This is a genomic window from Erwinia sp. JUb26 (assembly GCF_003751505.1).
Classification (GTDB): Bacteria; Pseudomonadota; Gammaproteobacteria; order Enterobacterales; family Enterobacteriaceae; genus Erwinia.
Genome location: NZ_RJVB01000001.1, coordinates 255,199 through 272,590, shown reverse-complemented (window position 1 = coordinate 272,590; position 17,392 = coordinate 255,199). Strand labels below are relative to the sequence as shown.

General features: G+C 54.4%; 14 protein-coding genes. 8 read left to right on the top strand and 6 right to left on the bottom strand.

Annotated elements, in window-relative coordinates; genetic code table 11:
* Positions 1–593 precede the first annotated feature (593 nt).
* The 6 genes from EC836_RS01245 to EC836_RS01220 form a co-directional block, all read right to left on the bottom strand.
* Positions 594–2,030 (bottom strand): ABC transporter ATP-binding protein, encoded by a 1,437-nt coding sequence (locus EC836_RS01245; protein ID WP_123329354.1) that lies wholly within the window; start codon positions 2,028–2,030, stop codon positions 594–596.
* Complete coding sequence (locus EC836_RS01240; protein WP_123329352.1) at positions 2,027–2,827, bottom strand: ABC transporter permease; 801 nt, start codon at positions 2,825–2,827, stop codon at positions 2,027–2,029. Before EC836_RS01240 ends, EC836_RS01245 begins: the two co-directional genes overlap by 4 nt.
* Complete coding sequence (locus EC836_RS01235; protein ID WP_123329350.1) at positions 2,824–3,759, bottom strand: ABC transporter permease; 936 nt, start codon at positions 3,757–3,759, stop codon at positions 2,824–2,826. Before EC836_RS01235 ends, EC836_RS01240 begins: the two co-directional genes overlap by 4 nt.
* Positions 3,756–5,279: an ABC transporter substrate-binding protein gene (locus tag EC836_RS01230; protein ID WP_123329348.1), complete on the bottom strand. Its 1,524-nt coding sequence runs from the start codon at positions 5,277–5,279 to the stop codon at positions 3,756–3,758. The genes EC836_RS01235 and EC836_RS01230 overlap by 4 nt, the downstream gene beginning before the upstream one ends.
* A 122-nt stretch (positions 5,280–5,401) precedes the next feature.
* The gene (gene melB, locus EC836_RS01225; RefSeq protein WP_123330706.1) at positions 5,402–6,877 is read right to left on the bottom strand and encodes a melibiose:sodium transporter MelB; all 1,476 of its coding nucleotides are present in this window, start codon (positions 6,875–6,877) and stop codon (positions 5,402–5,404) included.
* Positions 6,878–6,964: 87 nt separating this feature from the next.
* The gene (locus EC836_RS01220) at positions 6,965–8,272 is read right to left on the bottom strand and encodes an alpha-glucosidase/alpha-galactosidase (RefSeq protein WP_123329346.1); all 1,308 of its coding nucleotides are present in this window, start codon (positions 8,270–8,272) and stop codon (positions 6,965–6,967) included.
* A 246-nt stretch (positions 8,273–8,518) separates the two neighbouring features.
* Here EC836_RS01220 and EC836_RS01215 point away from each other — a divergent pair, with 246 nt between their 5' ends.
* The 8 genes from EC836_RS01215 (at position 8,519) to EC836_RS01175 (ending at position 17,383) form a co-directional block, all read left to right on the top strand.
* A complete protein-coding gene (locus EC836_RS01215; RefSeq protein ID WP_123329344.1) occupies positions 8,519–9,352 on the top strand; it encodes an AraC family transcriptional regulator in 834 nt (277 codons plus the stop codon).
* Between the two features lie 74 nt (positions 9,353–9,426).
* Positions 9,427–10,191: a hypothetical protein gene (locus EC836_RS01210; protein WP_123329342.1), complete on the top strand. Its 765-nt coding sequence runs from the start codon at positions 9,427–9,429 to the stop codon at positions 10,189–10,191.
* 335 nt (positions 10,192–10,526) lie between these two features.
* A complete protein-coding gene (locus tag EC836_RS01205) occupies positions 10,527–11,801 on the top strand; it encodes an SIR2 family protein (RefSeq protein WP_123329341.1) in 1,275 nt (424 codons plus the stop codon).
* A complete protein-coding gene (locus tag EC836_RS01200; RefSeq protein WP_123329338.1) occupies positions 11,798–13,786 on the top strand; it encodes an ATP-binding protein in 1,989 nt (662 codons plus the stop codon). Before EC836_RS01205 ends, EC836_RS01200 begins: the two co-directional genes overlap by 4 nt.
* A gap of 718 nt (positions 13,787–14,504) precedes the next feature.
* Positions 14,505–14,753, top strand: coding sequence for a type II toxin-antitoxin system Phd/YefM family antitoxin (locus tag EC836_RS01190; RefSeq protein ID WP_123329335.1), 249 nt, complete (start codon positions 14,505–14,507; stop codon positions 14,751–14,753).
* Entirely contained in the window at positions 14,743–15,045 is a 303-nt protein-coding gene (locus EC836_RS01185; protein WP_123329333.1) for a type II toxin-antitoxin system RelE/ParE family toxin, read from the top strand. Before EC836_RS01190 ends, EC836_RS01185 begins: the two co-directional genes overlap by 11 nt.
* 200 nt (positions 15,046–15,245) lie before the next feature.
* A complete protein-coding gene (locus EC836_RS01180) occupies positions 15,246–15,887 on the top strand; it encodes a TetR family transcriptional regulator (RefSeq protein ID WP_123329331.1) in 642 nt (213 codons plus the stop codon).
* Positions 15,888–16,000: 113 nt separating this feature from the next.
* Complete coding sequence (locus tag EC836_RS01175; RefSeq protein WP_123329329.1) at positions 16,001–17,383, top strand: D-arabinono-1,4-lactone oxidase; 1,383 nt, start codon at positions 16,001–16,003, stop codon at positions 17,381–17,383.
* The last annotated feature ends 9 nt before the right edge of the window (positions 17,384–17,392 follow it).

Sequence of the window (17,392 nt, the reverse complement as noted above, 5' to 3'; positions counted from 1 at the left end):
TGGATAGGGCGACCGTTTCGGGCAGATCGCCGGGTCGCCGTGAATCCTCCCTGGAGGCTTGACTGCCGCATCCCTGCGGCAGACACCCGGCTAACCTGTCCCGTAACGTTCTCCCCTTTCAGACCATTGTATTGCTGCCAGAAGATGGGCATTAATCTGGTTCTTCTGAGTCTTTTCGCGGTGAAACCTGTGAATGGGTTGACCGTTTCGGGCAGATCGCCGGATCGCCGTGAATCCTCCCTGGAGGCTTGGCTGCCGCATCCGTGCGGCAGACACCCGGCTAACCGGCCCCGTAACGTTCTCCCCTTTCAGACCATCGCGTTGCTGCCGAAGAAGAAACGGTTGTTCAGGCAGCAACGCTGAAGCATGCAGGCAATCGGGGCTGTGCGGATAAGCGGACCGTCCGAGCACAGGGAAGTGCGAGGTCGAGCGGACAGGGACGTGACAGCGGGTCCGCGTTCCGACCAGCCCCGATACGCCAGACACAGGATCTTAAGCAACTCCCCGAGCACTGGAACGTGACAACAAACCCGCGTTCCGGCCAGCCCCGATAAGCCAGACGCGGAATCCGCAGCACCTTAATTTAACGACCGTCAAACGGGCTGCGCTACCGCCGACCGCACCATATCCTGAACCACTTCCTCACCGCCAAAACGAATCCGCCGATGGCTAATCCGATCGATTAACGCCTCATCGTGACTCACCACCAGCAGGGCACAGTTCTGCTCCGCCGCCACCTCGACCATCAGTTCCACCGTCTGCTGCTGCGTTAGCACATCCAGCCGCGAGGTCGGTTCATCGGCAAACAGGAACACCGGATCCAGCAGCAATACGCGCAGCAGGGCAAAGCGCTGCAGTTCACCGCCGGAAATCTCACCGGGTAAACGATCCAGCAGCGCAGGCTGCAGCTTCAGGCGCGCCATCAGCGGCGCAATACGCCCGAAATCCAGCTTATGCTGGCGTACCACGTCCGCCAGCGCCTGGCGCAGCGTCACCCGGGGCGCAAAGGCCGATGGCGGATCCTGGAAAATTTTCTGGTACTTCACCGCCGCCAGCTGGCGATCGCGCTGTACCTCACCGCTGTCGGCCGCCAGCAGCCCGAGCAGAATATCGCCGAAGCTGCTTTTACCGCAGCCGCTCGGGCCGGTAATGCCAATCACCTCCCCGGCATGCACTTTCAGCGACTGCCCGGAAAAAAGCTGCCGGCCGCCACGCGTCTTGCTGAGGTTTTTCGCTTCCAGCACCACCTGAACGCCGTGCGGCCGGTGTTCCCGCAGCGGCCAGCGGCTCGGATCGGCGGCCAGAAGCTGGCGGGTGTAGGGATGCTGTGGATCATTCAGCACCTGCTTAGCGCGACCGCGTTCGATAATCTTACCGTGCAGCATCACCGCCACTTCACCGCCAATTTGTCGCGCCAGTTCGATGTCGTGCGTGATGGTCAGCAGCCCACCGCCCGCACGGACCTCCTGCATCAGCAGCGCGATAACCTCATCGCGGCGCGCCACGTCCAGCCCCTTGGTCGGTTCGTCGGCAACGATAATCTGCGCCCCACCCGCCCGCGCGGCGGCGAACGCCACGCGCTGGGCCATGCCGCCGGACAGCGCCTGCGGCAGGCGTGAAGCGGCATGTCCCACGCCCAGTGCCTCAAGGTCGTCCCTTGCCGCCCTCAGCGCCAGGCTTTTTTCCATGCCGCGCACGTAGCGATACCCTTCCGCCACCTGCTGTTCGGCGCGCATGGTCGGGTCCAGCGCCAGCCACGGCTCCTGCGGCAAAATTCCCAGCCGGTGGCCCCACAGCGCCATCGCCGGGCGGCTGCCCAGATCGTATGCTTCCCCATCGATTTTCAGCGTGCCGCTGGCAGTCAGCCCCGCCGGTAGCGTGCCGATCACCGCCTGAGCCAGCAGGCTTTTCCCCGAGCCGGTTTCGCCCAGCAGGGTAAACGGTTCGCCGAGGTTCAGCACAAATGACAGCGGTTCAACCACCACGCCGTCACCGCTCACTGCGGCGTTTTCAATGTCCAGCAGGCTCATGCTTTCTCCTTCCCTGCCAGCAGCAGCAGGCTTAGTACCAGTAAAAATACCACCGCCACCGGCTGCAGCAGCGCGTACGGCGCTTCATCATAGTACGGCAGCATTTCGGTCATCATCAGGCCCAGTTCCGGGGTCGGCGGGCGCACGCCAACGCTGACAAAGCCCAGCGCGGCAATCGCCATAATCGCGCTGGCGGCACCGAAGGCACCGACGGTCAGCACCATCGGGGCCATTTCCGGCCACAGGTGGCGACGGAAGATCGTCCACGGACCGAAGCCCAGCAGGCGTGAAGCCTGCACCGCCGGTGAATTCAGTATCGGCCGGGCAATGGCGCGGCTCAGGCGGAAATACTCCACCCACAGCAGCAGCGAAATGCCGACATACAGCATCAGCGCCGAGTCCGGTACCAGCGCGGTGAGCAGCAGAACCAGCAGCAGCCCCGGCAGCGCAAGAAACGTATCCGACAGCAGACCGATGCCGCGATCGACTATTCCGCCCCGCCATGCCGCCAGCACGCCGAGCAGGATACCGGGGATCATCGCACTCAGCACGCTGACCAGCGCCAGGCCCAGCGACAGCCGAATGGCCGACGTCAGGCGGGCAAACAGCGAGCGGCCAAGATGATCGTAGCCAAACGGGGTCTGCCATTCCGGCCACTGTAGCGCCAGCATCAGTTGCTGACGCACCGGATCCTGCGGCCAGAATAATGGCAGTACAAAAGCAAAAATCAGCAGGAGTAACAGGATCGCCCCCCCTGCCAGCTGAGCGCGCGAGGCTTTGCGTAACAGCGTCATCATGCGGTTTTCCTCCGGGGATCCAGCAGGTAGCACAGGCCGTCGCTCAGTGCGTTAAGCAGCACAAACATCAGTCCCATAATCAGCGCGGTCCCCTGAATCATCGGCACGTCGCGGTGGAAAATGGCATGCACCAGCGCGTGGCCGATGCCCGGCCAGGCAAACAGGGTTTCCACCACGATCACCCCTTCCACCAGGTAGATAAACTGCACGCTCAGGTAGGTGACCACCGGCACGCTGACGTTGCGCAGGCCGTGACGCCAGAACAGCGTGCCCGGCTTCAGGCCTTTGGTGCGGCCAAACATATACCACGGTGATTCCGTCACCTGGCGCATGGCATTGCGCGCCACCCGGCTGGAAACCGCAGCCAGCCCCAGCGCCAGCGTCAGCGCGGGTAGCAGCACGTGTTCCGCATCGCCATAGCCGGCGGCGGGCAGCAGGCCAAGACCCAGCGCAAAGATCAGTACCAGGATCAGCCCCAGCACGAAGTGCGGCAGTGCCCGCAGCGTGGTGGAGATCGCCAGCAGCAGGCGGTCCAGCCTGCCGCCGGGGGAAAGCCCAGCAATAATGCCCAGCGGCGGCCCCAGCAGTAGCGACAGCAGCAGAGCGACCGCCGCCAGATGCATCGTCTGGCCCAGCTGATGGGTAATCTCGGCCATTACCGGCTCGCCGGAAACCAGCGAATTGCCGGGGTTAAAACGCAGCAGCTGCATAAACCAGTCGGCCAGCGCCTGCCAGGCCGGGCGATCCAGCCCCAGCTCCTGCTGCACGGCCTGAGCGGCAGCGGCATCAACGCGGTCATAACCGTAGCGCCCGGCGGCAATGCGGTAGGCAACATCACCCGGCAACATGCGCATCAGCACGAACGTCAGACCACCCACCAGCAGCGCCACCAGCCCGGCCTGCAGCAGACGGAAACTAAGCAGGCGGATCATTCACGCCACCCCATTTTCTCCAGCCCGAAGGTGCGCTCAAACGGATCGAGGGCGGCCCCGCTCACGCGCGACGACACCGCTGCCGTTTGCTGATACCAGGCCACCGGAATGATCGGCAGCTCGGTTTGCAGAATACGCGTCAGCTGCTGGCGTTCCGTCTCGCTGTCTGCCGGGCTGCTGCCGCGCACCAGCTGGGCGAGGGTCTGATTGAAGCCGGCATTGGACCAGTTCATTGCGCCCCAGTCGCCGCCCTGCGGCGGGTAGTCCTGCAGCAGCGTGCCGAGCGGATCCGGCGTCAGGGCAAAGTTACGCGCCACCAGTCCCAGCTCCATCGATCCATCGTGATGTTTTAAGGCAATTTCGCCGGAGTTGGTTGAGTTGATGGTCAACTGCACGCCGATTTCGCGCAGCTGCTGCTGGATCGCGGCGGCAATCAACGGCAGTTCGGGGCGATCGGGATAGGTGGTCAGCGTCAGCGAGAACGGTTTACCGTCGCGGGTCAGAATACCGTCAGCACCTGGCTGCCAGCCCAGCTGCGCCAGCAGTTCGCGCGCGCGGGCCGCGTCGGTGGTCAGCGGCGTCAGGCTGGCGTTATGCCACTGCGCTACCGAAGGCGGGAACAGCTGCCCGGCAGCGGCCGGGTAGCGCAGAATAGCGCGGGCAATCCCTTCGCGGTCAATAGCCAGGCTCAGCGCCTGACGCACTTGGACATCATTCAGTAGCGGATGTCCGGCGTTCACTTTTATCAGCACGGTGCGTGGAATGGACACCGCCAGCAGCGTCAGCTTAGGGTTTTTCTTCAGCCTGGCGCGGCTGGCGGGATCGAGGTTAAACACCATATCGGCATCGCCGCTTTCGGCCATCAGCGCGCGGGTTTCCGCGCGGCTCGCCGACATATAGCTGGCCTGTTCAATGGCCGGTTTATCACCCCAGTAGCCGTCATAGCGGCTGACCGTCAGCTTCTGTGGTGCCTGTAATGAGGTCAGTCGGTACGGACCGCTGCCGATCACCTGTACCACTTTATGTTCGGCGTTATAGGAGGCAGGCGCGAGGATCTGCGCGCGGTTCTCGGTCAGCAGACCCAGCAGTGGGGTAAACGGCTGGCTGAGGGCAATCACCACCTCTCCCGCCTCGGCGCGGATGGCGGTAATCGGTGCCTTATCCAGCAGGCCCGGCTGGCTGCGCGCCACTTCCAGCGCGTTGACCACGCTGTCGGCGGTCAGCGGGCTGCCGTCGTGAAAGGTCACGCCGGAACGTAGAGTGAAGCGCCACGTCAGACCGTCGTCGCTGACCTTCCAGCTGCTGGCCAGGCCCGGCAGCGGCTTTCCAGCGGCATCGGCGTTAATCAGCGTTTCGACGATCGACATTTTCAGAAAGATGTCGCCCGACAGGGTGGGATCGGTGCCTTTAATTTCAAACGGGGCGACCAGCTTCGCCACGCGCGGAGCATCCGCGTGGGCACCCGCCGCAACGGCGGTCAGCATCAGTGCCAGCAGCGGCGATAAAACAGTTTTGCGCATCAGAATATCAATCCTTAATCCAGAAAATGGAACAGCGCAGACAAACGCCTGCGCCGGGGATGATATCCGTTACTTTATAACATTACAATTGGAAATCAGCGGTTACATTTCGCCATGCGGGTTCAGCTGCGTGGTACCTCCACCGCCGTGACCGGAGGATACTTTTCGCTCGTCACTTCGGACAGCGTTGAAGCTACCGGATAATCGCCTGCTGACGCTTCAGGCGAGGTTGCGCCTGCGCCGCCGTCATATTTCAGCTGAAGCGCACGCTGCATGCGATGCAGCAGTTCGCCATCCAGCTTGTAGTGGCGCAGGTAGATCCACAGGGTAAGGATGAAGAACACTAGCGGCAGGCCGATCATAATGCCCTGCATGCCGAGCAGCGTGGTGGCCGACTGCTGCGCACCGGGCACGTAGCCCACCACGCCGAGCATCACGCCGATTAACAGCCCGGCAAATGCCGCTCCGGCTTTCACCACCATGGTCTGCACCGAGAAGGCGATACTCTCAATGCGTACGCCGAGCGCATAATCGCCGTAGTCGACGGTGTCGGCGACCATAATCACCAGCATCACCCAGAAGAACGCCCCGCCGACGTTGACCAGAATGCCGGACAGTGAAATCAGCGTGGCGCTGCCCGGTGCAAACATCCCTACCGCCAGTAGAAGCAGGCAGCTAAGCACCGGCAGGACCGAGGCGCTGATCCAGATAGCACGGCGCGAGAAGCGGGCGACCAGTTTCGGGAACAGCAGGATGGCAATCAGGTTGGCAATTCCGGCGTACATCATGTACCACGGGAACAGCTCGGCGCGGCCAACGACGTAGGTGAAGTAGTAGATGGCAAACGCGGTAATCACGTTATGCGCCAGGTTCCACGCCAGCGCCATCAGCAGCAGCGCAAATAGCGGACGGTTGCGGAAAATCATACTCAGCACGGCTTTAATCGTGGTGTGCTCGGCGGCATTCGGCGTGGCCGACGAGGAGTATTTTTCTTCGATATTGCACAGGGTAATAATCGCCGAGAGGATAAAGAACACCACCAGTATCAGCGAGAACAGCATAAAGCCCTGTCCCTTATCGCCGCCGCCGAGGTAGGCCACCAGCGGCAGACCTATCACCCCGGTGGTGTAGCCCGCCAGGCTGGCAAAGAAGCGCGGCCACGGGATCAGCGCTTCGCGTTCGCGCTTGTCGATGGTGATGCACGGCACCAGCGACCAGAACGGCACATCCATCAGCGTGTAGGTGAATCCCCACAGCAGATAGGTGGCCCAGATCCAGGCGATCAGCGCCGCGCCTTCAAAATAGTGCGCGCAGAACACCGACACCAGCACCACCGAGTTGGAGAGTGTGCCGACCAGGATCCACGGTTTAAATTTCCCCCAGCGGCTGCGGGTACGCTCCACGATCCAGCCCATCACCGGGTCGAAGAACGCATCCAGAATACGCGCCACCAGGAACAGTGAGGCCACCATGCTGACCGAAACGCCAACCACATCGGTGTAGTAGTACATCAGGTACATATAGATAATGCCAATAGCGAAATCTTTGCCAAAGGCACCCAGCCCGTAGCTGACCTTTGTTTTCAGCGAAACGCTCATCGTGATACCCCAGAGTTGGTATTCTCCGGCCGCGGCACCCTGCCCGGCCATATGGGCGAACCATCGCGGCTCGCCCGTCGATCGGAATTAATGCAGGGAGGGCAGCCAGTCGCCGTGCGCGGCGATCAGCTCATCGCACAGGCGAACGGTGTCATCAATCGACAGCTCGGCCGAGGTATGCGGGTCGAGCAGCGCGGCGTGATAAACGTGCTCTTTCTTGCCGGTGATAGCCGCCTCGATGGTCAGCAGCTGGGTGTTGATATTGGTCCGGTTCAGCGCGGCCAGCTGCGGCGGCAGGTCGCCCACGTAGCACGGCGTGATCCCCTGCCCGTCCACCAGGCACGGCACCTCAACGCAGGCTTCTTTCGGCAGATTGGTGATCAGGCCGTGGTTCAGCACGTTACCGCCAATCTTGTACGGCACGTTGGTTTCCATCGCCTCAATCATCCACGAGGCATATTCATGGCTGCGCGCATGGCTGAGATTTTCGTTCTGGGTCAGCTTTTCGCGCTGCTGGTGCCAGCGGTCAATCTGCTCGATGCAGCGGCGCGGATACTCATCCAGCGGGATATTAAAGCGCTCGATCAGCTCCGGGTAGTTGCGCTTGATCCAGTACGGCATGTACTCGGCGTTGTGCTCGGAGGATTCGGTCACGTAATAGCCAAACACCCGCATGATCTCGTGGCGCACCATGTCATCGTGCGTCGTCTGCTGCAGCGCGAGGGAGCGGCGTTTAATTTCCGGGTAGAGGTCTTCCCCGTCGCGGGTGATGTTCAGCAGCCAGGCCATATGGTTAATCCCGGCAATCTGCCATTTCACCCCGTCGGTAGACATATCCACGGACTTCAGCAGCGTCTCGGCGCAGACCTGCACGCTGTGGCACAGGCCAACGGTTTTGATGCCGGTGTGCTGCAGCATCGCGCCGGTCAGCGAGGCCATCGGGTTGGTGTAGTTCAGCAGCCACGCATCCGGGCAGACCGCTTCCATATCACGGGCGAAGTCCATCATCACCGGAATGGTGCGCAACGCGCGGAAGATGCCGCCGATGCCCAGCGTGTCGGCGATGGTCTGCCGCAGGCCGAATTTTTTGGCAACCTCAAAGTCTGTAATGGTGCAGGGATCGTAGCCGCCGACCTGGATGGCATTGATGACGTAGTTGGCACCGCGAAGGGCATTAAGACGCTGCTCCACGCCGGAATATTTCTCAATCCGCGCCTTTCCCTGACAAAGATTGGCGTTGAGGTTATTTAGCATTCTCCAGGAGTCGTCCAGCCGCTGCGCATCGATATCATAAAGGGCAATTTCCACCTGCTGCAGTGCCGGGGTGGCAAGAATATCCCCCAGCACATTTTTCGCAAATACCGTACTGCCCGCACCCAAAAAGGTAATTTTCATTGTCGATTCCTTGTTACGTCATGAGGAGAAGTCGACTCAACTCTAGGCAAGCCGGCGTCCGCTGCCTATGTCATTTTTTGACATTAATATGGTGAAAAATGACCGCCGCAGTGAAGTGTGATCCGGCTCGCTAATTGCGCAGTTTCCGGCTGAGGTTTATGTCGCCACGTCACATTTTTTTCAGATTTCCGGGAACAGCGTTCGGGATTGATGCTGTAATAAGCTGAATTAAAACGGGAAGACAGTATGCAGAAAGATATTAACCCCGATGACATCACGCAGTTTGGCCTGAACATTTATCAGTACGGCCATGAGGTTTGCGCCAAAAAACACAGCTATGGCCCTGCGGTACGGCAGCATTATCTTTTACATTATGTGATAACCGGCAGCGGCACGCTGTTTACGGAAAAGCAGCGCTGGCCGGTTAACAAAGGCGAAGCATTCCTGATCCACCCGCATGAAATCACCACCTACACGGCCGATAAACAGACGCCCTGGGAGTACATGTGGATCGAGCTTGACGGGCTGATTGCCGCCAGAAGTTTAGAAAAATGCGGATTACGGCGTGATATGCCGGTCTGGCGGCCAAAAGATCCACTTTCACCGGCTTTAGAGTCACAGCTGCTGCAACAGCTGATCGCCGAGGACCCACAGTATTCACTGCGCATTACCGGCCTGACCTGCCTGCTGCTTGATGCGCTGATCGCCAGGGCTGCCGCAGGCCGCCGCTTTGATGCGCAAAACGGCGGCAACCGCCATCTGGATGCAGCGGTAAACTATCTGGAGCGAAGCTATCACCGCGGCGTGACCATGAGCGAGGTGGCCGCCTTCTGTAACATCGACCGCAGCTACCTCAGTCGCCTGTTCCAGCAGCAGTTTGGCTACGGCCCTAAGCATTATCTGTTACAGCTGCGGATGAACGTTGCCACGTCGCTGCTTGAGGATCGTAACCTGCCAATAAAAATCATCGCTTATTCAATAGGCTACAGTAGCCAGATGCAGTTCGCCAAAGTGTTCCACCAGTACTATAACTGCACCCCCAGCGCCTGGCGTTTATCGAAGGCAGGTTCAGGCTGTTGAGCGGAGAATAATCTGCCATACTCTGTGGCACTATCCGGCCTGCGGGTCGCGGCTTCGTCTCTGCGAGGATTCTGATGAATACAGTTCTCAGCCTGTCTCCTGCTTACGATCGGCTTCATTCTTCCCTGCTGGTACAGCGCTCTCAGGTGCAGTCGGCGGAGGTGATTCAACTGGTGAACCGCGCCCTGCTGGCGGGTGAACGGGTCAGCGCGGCGTTTTACGATCTCAGCCAGCTCAGACTGTTGCAGCAGCGCAAAAGCCAGCCACTGCTGACGGCAAAGGCGGAAAAGGAGATCGCGAAGTTTCTGGATGAGTTGAGCGATATCACCCCGAAAACGGTGAGCGACAAGGCGCAGTTCAGCGCCTTGCAAAAGCAGGTTTCACGCCTAACCGATAAGTTTCACTGGAAGCACGCCAGCCCAATCCTGGTGCAGAATGCGCTGTTTAACCACACCTATCATCATTGGCAGCAGGCGCTGGAAACGCTGTTCAGCGAGGGTAACGGCGCTGACGTTTTCGGCGACCTGCAGCGTATTCTCAACGACTCCGCCAGAAAGATTCCGGTACTGGGCGACACGGTTAGCCTGTTTAAACTGCTGACGAAGCTGGCTGGCGAATGCCGTGAGAAATCGGCGCTGAACGGTCTGGAAGAGAACGTGATGGCGGGCTATATCGCCGCCGCCGATATTGCCACACGCGGCATTATTCTCTTCGGCTCCACCGCCGAAGCGGTGCTGCGCGGCAGCCCGCTCCCCGACGCCGAGCGGCAGGAGCGGCTGATTAAAGAGCACTATCAGCAGGTCGTTGAGCGCATGCATCCGTGGTTTACTGCGGTGTAATCTTTGATGGGGCGCGGCGGTTAAATACGCCGCGATTTTTGATGTGATGCTGGAAAAGAGGGTTTTACTGCGGGGCTGAGATGATTTGAAAGATTATGGCAGGTAAGCGCCAAGAGCGGACGGTTAGGAACGCTAATTCCACTGACAAACAAAGCGTAGTTTTTCTGGTGTAACATGCTGAGCAAAGTGTGGTGAATAAATGTTGCTCTTGTTTTTTTGTTAAACATGTTGCTTGATATATAATTGTTTGAAAAGCATCTATTTTAATATGGCGCATTCAGTTAGCGACTACATGACTAGCTAAGTGTGAGAATAAATTAAAAGGAGTTGATGCCATGAGTGAAGCTAAAAAATTAGCTAAAGAGCACTTCATATTCAAACAAGGTCAGGAAACCTTGTTTGGCGAGAATGATAGTATAGAAGATGGCATCGAGAAGATTAGGTCTAAGCTCTCTGACCTTACCAATATTAAAAACCTTCACTTTTTGTTGGGAGCTGGAGCGAGTTCTGACGCAATACCAGCAATGGCACCGCTTTTAGAAAAAGTAACTAAAGCCGTAGATAACGCAAAAAATTTTCCAGATTTTATTTCTCATCCTGAGAATCTTTCACACGAGGAGTTTAAAAAGCTTTATCAGTCAGTGAAACACAATGCTCCAAACAACCTTGAAAACATACTAGGTACACTGTACTCAAAACGTGAATACCAAAAAGGTGTAGGTGAAACAGATAGTCTCAATGATTGCCTAATTAAACTTATTGAGTCCGAAATCTATTCATCTATAAATATTGATTGTACTTCCGCGCCGGCCGAGCTTTCGCTCGACTTATATAAAAAGCTATATCAGAAATTGTCACTGAGAAACAAAGATTTAGCCAGGGTTAACGTATTTACTACCAACAACGATTTGCTGAGTGAGACAGCATTAGGATTTCTCAACATCAACTACAACAATGGATTTAGTAGCGGCCTCTCTCGAACATTTAACCCAGCAAGATTCTCTTATACCTTTTCCAGAAAGGTTGATCCCAGTGTTGAGAAGTATGAACCATTAGAAAACATGGTTTATCTATTCAAACTTCACGGTTCTATCAGTTGGGTAGAGTCTGACGAAAATTCATTTTTCAATATTAAAGAAATCGATGTTACGCCAAACGAACCACCACGCGACAAGAACGTGCTAATTTATCCAACGCCATTGAAACAAAACAAGAGCCTAGGATCACCCTATGCCGATTTAATCAGAGAGTTTCAGAACAAACTGCTGCTGCAACATAGTGTGTTAATCGTCATCGGATACAGCTTTAGCGATGAACATATTAACAATGCCATCTACTCAGCACTGGCATCTAATTCCAGTCTTAGCGTGATCATTTTTGGTAATTATTATCCTAAAGAAAACCTCACCAGACTAACCGACCGGCGAATCTATCAGATATCAGGAGAAGTAGAGGTCCCTACAGATAATGGGGTGACAAGAAAAAAGGAGAAAATCCACTATTTCAATTACATAGTGAACAATTTCATTCCTGATTTAGATCGCAGCAAGGATAGCGAAATACTTGAAGAATTTATCAAGTCCATGAAGTCGATAGGAGCTCAGAAATGAAGATTGGGAAAATCACTTCAGTTAACTTCAATCAGTTCAAAGTTAAGATTTCATCAGATATCAGAGGGAATTCCGTAAATCTTGCTGGTGTGGTCTATTATTTTGGCAACATTGGCAGCTACCTTAAAACTACAAACTCAGTGGGTGAGCAGTTAATCTGTGAAGTTGTGTCAATTTTTGATAGCGATATGCAATTAGACTCTGCGGCTTATGATATTGATAGTAAGAGAGAACTATTGCTGAAACCTGTTGGCACTATCACCAGAGGTGGAAAATTTAATCTTGGGGTCGGAATTTTTCCCGGAATTTACAGTGAAGTAACGGTTGTTACATTCGAAGATATGGAGCTTATTCTTCATACAAGCAAAGATAAAAAGTTGGAAAAATCAATTCATCAAAGCTTTTATTTAGGTGAGAGTAAAAATTTAATTAATTACCCCATTAATATATCAATCAATTCATTCTTCAACATCCATTCGGCTGTACTTGGTAATTCTGGGAGTGGTAAGTCAAATACAATCGCGCACATTATCCAAGACATTCACAAGAAGAATGATAACTCTGCCATTGGCTCGCGGATATTGATTTTCGATGTAAATGGAGAATACAAAAATTCTTTTACCAAGCACGAAACAGGTCAAAATTTAAAAATAAGATTTTTAAAACCCAACATTGATGCTCCTGAGGAAGGTTTTGAACCGTTTTATCTCCCCCACTTTCTTATGAATATTGATGAGTGGAGTGCATTCCTTATGGCGACGGATGCAACCCAACGCCCTTTCTGGGACAAAGTGCTTCAGGAAAGCTATAAATTTTATATGATCTCAACTCGTGATGGGAATCAGCGCCAAAAACTAATTAACTATCTTAGATTTAAGATATGCAACCTACTCCATACACTGCATGCTCAGGGTGATAGTGAAACAGCCATCATAACTGCTGCAAAAAGTATCATTTATGGAATTGTCAACCTCATCAGCCTTGATGCAAACCTAAATAGAGCCTGCACCGATGAAGGAATTCTGGCCGATTTAAAGAACCTTTATTCCAGTTGTACAATTAATTTTGGTGAAAATAAAGACAAGCTGAAGAACGCTTTGCAGGAAGTCAGAAATAAAGTTGACGACCCTACTCTTCGAGATATTATGGATTTTCGAGCGTCTGGTGAAGAATATTTTGATTATCGCTTTTTAAAGCAGGCGGCAAATTTAACATTGCTAGAGGAAGATGCCAGAGGCAATGGGCGCGTAAGGGAATACACATCTACGATGATGACAAGGTTAGATTTTTTCCTGGACAATCCAGATTGTGCTTTTATGCGACAAGCACCAGTTGAAACAACCAATATTAGTAGTTATCTCGAGTGGCTGTGGCAATCAAACCAAGCACTCCCCGACCAGACCAATATGGTTATTGTCGATACAAGTGAGCTTTCCAAAGATGCGCTGGAAACATTAACCGCGGTAACCTCAAGAATAAATTTTTCTTCAAGAAGAAAACTGAAAGGTAACGCAAGACGTGAGAAACCTATACATCTTGTGCTAGATGAGGCTCATCGTTACATCAAAAAAGATTCGAAATATCTTCTACGTGAGAATATTTTCGAGCAGATTGCCCGTGAAGGCAGGAAATACGCATTATATTTGCTGATATCTTCTCAGCGCCCCTCAGAACTATCTGAGACTGTTCTATCGCAATGCTCCAACTTCATTATCCACCGAATACAGAATGAAATAGACATGAAGTACGTCTATGCCATTCTCCCGTATTTTTCAGATGATTTCGCAAATAAGATCAAGCAATCGGTTCCAGGAGAGGCCTTGATATTTGGTAACTGTGTGTCCATGCCCCTTCACGTCCGAATAAAACAGGCTTTCCCTGAACCCAACAGTGAAAACTGTAAAGTTCATGAGGAATGGTTTAAACCGTCCCCACCACCACCTCCAGAACTTTCCGTTATTTCTGGAAGTGACCATGGCAATTAATACAGTAAATCCCATCAGGAACTCAATGCCAAAATACTAACTTTTTGTCTAAAGCCAACTTTAACAAGCTAACTCCTGAGAGGCAGCTATTTACTTATAGCTGCCTTAGGGTTTTCCTAAAAATAGATGATGTGCTCTGGATCATCAACGAAGCAGATACGGTTTCAGAGATTGTTGGGTTAGGTATTGCTGAACACTTTCCCTGGGATGCGATAAATCTGAAGAATATGCTAAACCAACTTCCTTTGCTGGGAAGTTAATTACCTAAGATTCAACTGGCGGATATATTAAAAATAACAAGTAAGAGATATGAATTTTTGCAAGACTAAGATGGCGATTAAACAAAATTTATTATTAATTTTATCTTGGTGAACCCGTTCGCTCCTCGCTCAAAGCAGACATGCCCCCTCCTCCGCAGATTTCCCATCCCCTAATCATGCACATCGCTAAATCAGCCCCAGCGCAATTCTGACTGGAACCGAGTAAAACAGGCACACTCAGAAACGCAGGGGATAACTTTCACTTCACTGCACACCAACGAAAAACGGTTCAACAATCTGATTATATTCAATTTATCTCCTCTCAACCCTGTTGCCGCTTCACGTTGCAAGTCATGCCACAAGGCTCAACATGGATACCTGTACGGTTACAGGAAAAGCACTTTTAAAGGCACCTTTAAATGAACTATAATTGACTCTCAACTTGAGGAGATAACATCATGGCATTTCAGGTTCTGACCACCACGGCCGCCAGTATTACCGAGCTTAAACGCGATCCTATGGGTACTTTCCGCGCTGGGGATGGCGCTCCGATAGCCATTCTGAATCGTAATGAGCCTGCATTCTACTGCGTGCCGCCTGCACTCTATGCCCGGTTGATGGAACTTTTAGAAGATGAGGAACTAGGCCGAATTGCCGATGAGCGAATCGGTGAAAAGGTTATCGAGGTCGATATTGATGACCTATAAACTTGCCTTTAATGAATCCGCTTTGAAGGAGTGGAAGAAATTAGGGCACACTATTCAGGAACAGTTCAAAAAGAAGCTCAGGGAGCGTCTGCAAAACCCCAGGGTTCCTGCATCACAGTTACACGGGCGTAAGGACCAGTATAAAATTAAGCTAAGTGGCGCAGGATACCGCCTTGTTTATCGTGTCGAGGATGACATTGTCACAGTCACAGTCACAGTCACAGTCACCGTCATCGGCGTAGGCAAACGCGAAAACGACGACATTTATAATGTAACCCGGACTCGCAGTTGACCTGATGCTGTAAGTCCTGCTCATAGATCGTACCCGAACCGCCCTTTTTTTTCCGGGTAACGGTGGCGGCTTCACATCTGTCTACTCATACGAAGTTCGCATCAGACCCCAAATCCAAATCTTTCTCTCTTTGTAAATCACCCCGCCAGACGTTACTCTGGGGGCGGTTTCCACGGAAAGATAATGGATATTTACAGGTTATGTCTGCCCCCGCCAAACGTAAGAACGATCCGGAAGGGTTAAAAAAACGCATTATTGCCAGTGCCCTCACCACCTTTGCCGAATTCGGCCTGCAGGGCGCGCGCATGGAACAAATTGCCGATAACGCCGGCACCACCAAACGCATGGTGGTTTACCACTTCAATAATAAAGAACAGCTTTATATTGCGGTGCTGCATCAGGTTTACCAGCAGATCCGCGAGCATGAAACCGGTCTGAACCTCGCCGAGATGTCACCCTCGCAGGCGATGGCCTGCCTGGCCGAAGCCAGCTTTGATTATCACATCAACCACCCTGATTTTATGCGGCTGATCTGCAGTGAAAACCTGATGCGCGGCCGCTACATCAGCCAGGCAGAGTCGATCCGCACGCTGAATCAGAGCGCGCTGAGCGTGCTGGACGGCGTGCTGAAACGCGGCCAGGAGAGCGGAGAGTTTGCCAGCGGCGTCTCAACGGTGGACGTGCACCGCTTAATCAGCAGTATCTGCTTCCACAATGTCTCCAACCGCTATACCTTCACCAGCCTGTTCGGCAGCGAAGAGTCTGAGAGCCAGAGCATTAAGCGTAACCGCAGGCTGGTTGTGGATGCCACCCTGCGCTATCTGCAGCCCGCCACCCGCTAAGCTGTACAAAAAATAAAAATTGTACAAATATCTCCCCCGTTATCCCCTGATAACGGGTTTTTTGTCTACGCTTAACAGTCAACTCTCTTGATTTAGCCTTACTGGAGCTGTCGATGACGCGTAACCCTTCCGACTTTCCGCCGCGCAATACCCGGCTGTCTGCACAGGAACCCCGCCTGTGGAACTGGGCGCAAAATGCACCGCTGGCCGATAAAAAACAGATCCTCCAGCCTGAAAATGAACATCAACTGTCAGAACTGATCGCCGCGACATCGGGTAAACTGCGGGTGATGGGCAGCCGGATGTCGCCGGGCCGCATGCTGGCACTCGGCTGCACGGAAGACCGGTTGATTGACACTTCCCGGCTGCGGGGACTGATCTCCCACGACCAGGACAGCGCCACGTTCTCCGGCGGCACGCCGCTGCATGAAGTGTATGAACTGCTGACGGCAATGGGCCGCATGCTGCCCGCCTCGCCCGGGGTGATCGACTCGCAGACGCTGGCCGGTGCGCTGGCTACCGGCACTCACGGCCAGGGGCTGTATCAAAGTTCCATTGGTGACGAAGCGCTGCGCATCCGCATGGTACTGGCCGATGGCAGCATAGAAGAATTCGATCGCCAGCATCCGTGGTTCCACGCGGTACAGCTTGGCCTTGGCTGTCTGGGCGTGGTGACCGCTGTGACGCTTCGTACCCGCCCTTCTGAGGTTTATACCTGCTTTAAAAATGCCGTCAGCGGCGACAGCCTGGCGGACGATCTTCTGGAGTGGAATCGCAGCTATGCGCTGAGCAAAGCCTGGTGGTTCCCCGATGAGAATCAGGTTCACGTCTGGGCGGCCCGGGAAGCAACCGAGGAAGAACGCAAGGAGTATCAGAATAATGACGGCGACCCGCTTATCCAGCAGGAAACCAGCGATGCGATGAATCAGACCATCGATCGGACACTGACGCATATGCGTAACGACACGCAAATCCGTGATGAAAACGGTAAGCCGTTCCGCACCGTCACCCGTTTCAAGGATTTTTCAGACGTCACCGGCGACGTGTATCAGGTGTTTTGTCGCGGCATCGCCACGCCGCAGATCAACGTGGAGATCGCCATTCCACTGGCCCGTGCGGGCGCGGTGATAGAGCGCATCAAGCGCTGGCACGCCGAGAATCAACCGCATCTGCACTACCCGGTGATCCTGCGCTGTACCGGCGCGTCGAAGAGCTGGCTCAGCCCGGCCTGGCAGCAGGAGAGCTGCTTCTTCGGCTTCGTGGTGTATTACGCCGAGGACGGTTCACTCTCTGAGGAAGGCGTGGCTTTCCTTCACGAAGTGGAAAAACTGCTGGCGAAGGAAGGCGGCCGCCCGCACTGGGGAAAATATTTCGATGCGGATCTGTACGACTGGTCCGCACTGTATCCGCAAATGGCCGCGTTTCGTGAAGTGCGCGAGGCGCTGGACCCGCAACATAAATTCAGCAACGCGTTCAGTGAACGCCTGTTGGGCTAAGGAGATATC

Coding starts and splice junctions, on each gene's coding strand:
- EC836_RS01220 (WP_123329346.1), bottom strand. CDS start 8,272: ATGAAAATTACCTTTTTGGGTGCGGGCAGTACGGTATTTGCGAAAAAT.
- melB (WP_123330706.1), bottom strand. CDS start 6,877: ATGAGCGTTTCGCTGAAAACAAAGGTCAGCTACGGGCTGGGTGCCTTT.
- EC836_RS01205 (WP_123329341.1), top strand. CDS start 10,527: ATGAGTGAAGCTAAAAAATTAGCTAAAGAGCACTTCATATTCAAACAA.
- EC836_RS01185 (WP_123329333.1), top strand. CDS start 14,743: ATGACCTATAAACTTGCCTTTAATGAATCCGCTTTGAAGGAGTGGAAG.
- EC836_RS01230 (WP_123329348.1), bottom strand. CDS start 5,279: ATGCGCAAAACTGTTTTATCGCCGCTGCTGGCACTGATGCTGACCGCC.
- EC836_RS01200 (WP_123329338.1), top strand. CDS start 11,798: ATGAAGATTGGGAAAATCACTTCAGTTAACTTCAATCAGTTCAAAGTT.
- EC836_RS01235 (WP_123329350.1), bottom strand. CDS start 3,759: ATGATCCGCCTGCTTAGTTTCCGTCTGCTGCAGGCCGGGCTGGTGGCG.
- EC836_RS01190 (WP_123329335.1), top strand. CDS start 14,505: ATGGCATTTCAGGTTCTGACCACCACGGCCGCCAGTATTACCGAGCTT.
- EC836_RS01210 (WP_123329342.1), top strand. CDS start 9,427: ATGAATACAGTTCTCAGCCTGTCTCCTGCTTACGATCGGCTTCATTCT.
- EC836_RS01175 (WP_123329329.1), top strand. CDS start 16,001: ATGACGCGTAACCCTTCCGACTTTCCGCCGCGCAATACCCGGCTGTCT.
- EC836_RS01245 (WP_123329354.1), bottom strand. CDS start 2,030: ATGAGCCTGCTGGACATTGAAAACGCCGCAGTGAGCGGTGACGGCGTG.
- EC836_RS01180 (WP_123329331.1), top strand. CDS start 15,246: ATGTCTGCCCCCGCCAAACGTAAGAACGATCCGGAAGGGTTAAAAAAA.
- EC836_RS01240 (WP_123329352.1), bottom strand. CDS start 2,827: ATGATGACGCTGTTACGCAAAGCCTCGCGCGCTCAGCTGGCAGGGGGG.
- EC836_RS01215 (WP_123329344.1), top strand. CDS start 8,519: ATGCAGAAAGATATTAACCCCGATGACATCACGCAGTTTGGCCTGAAC.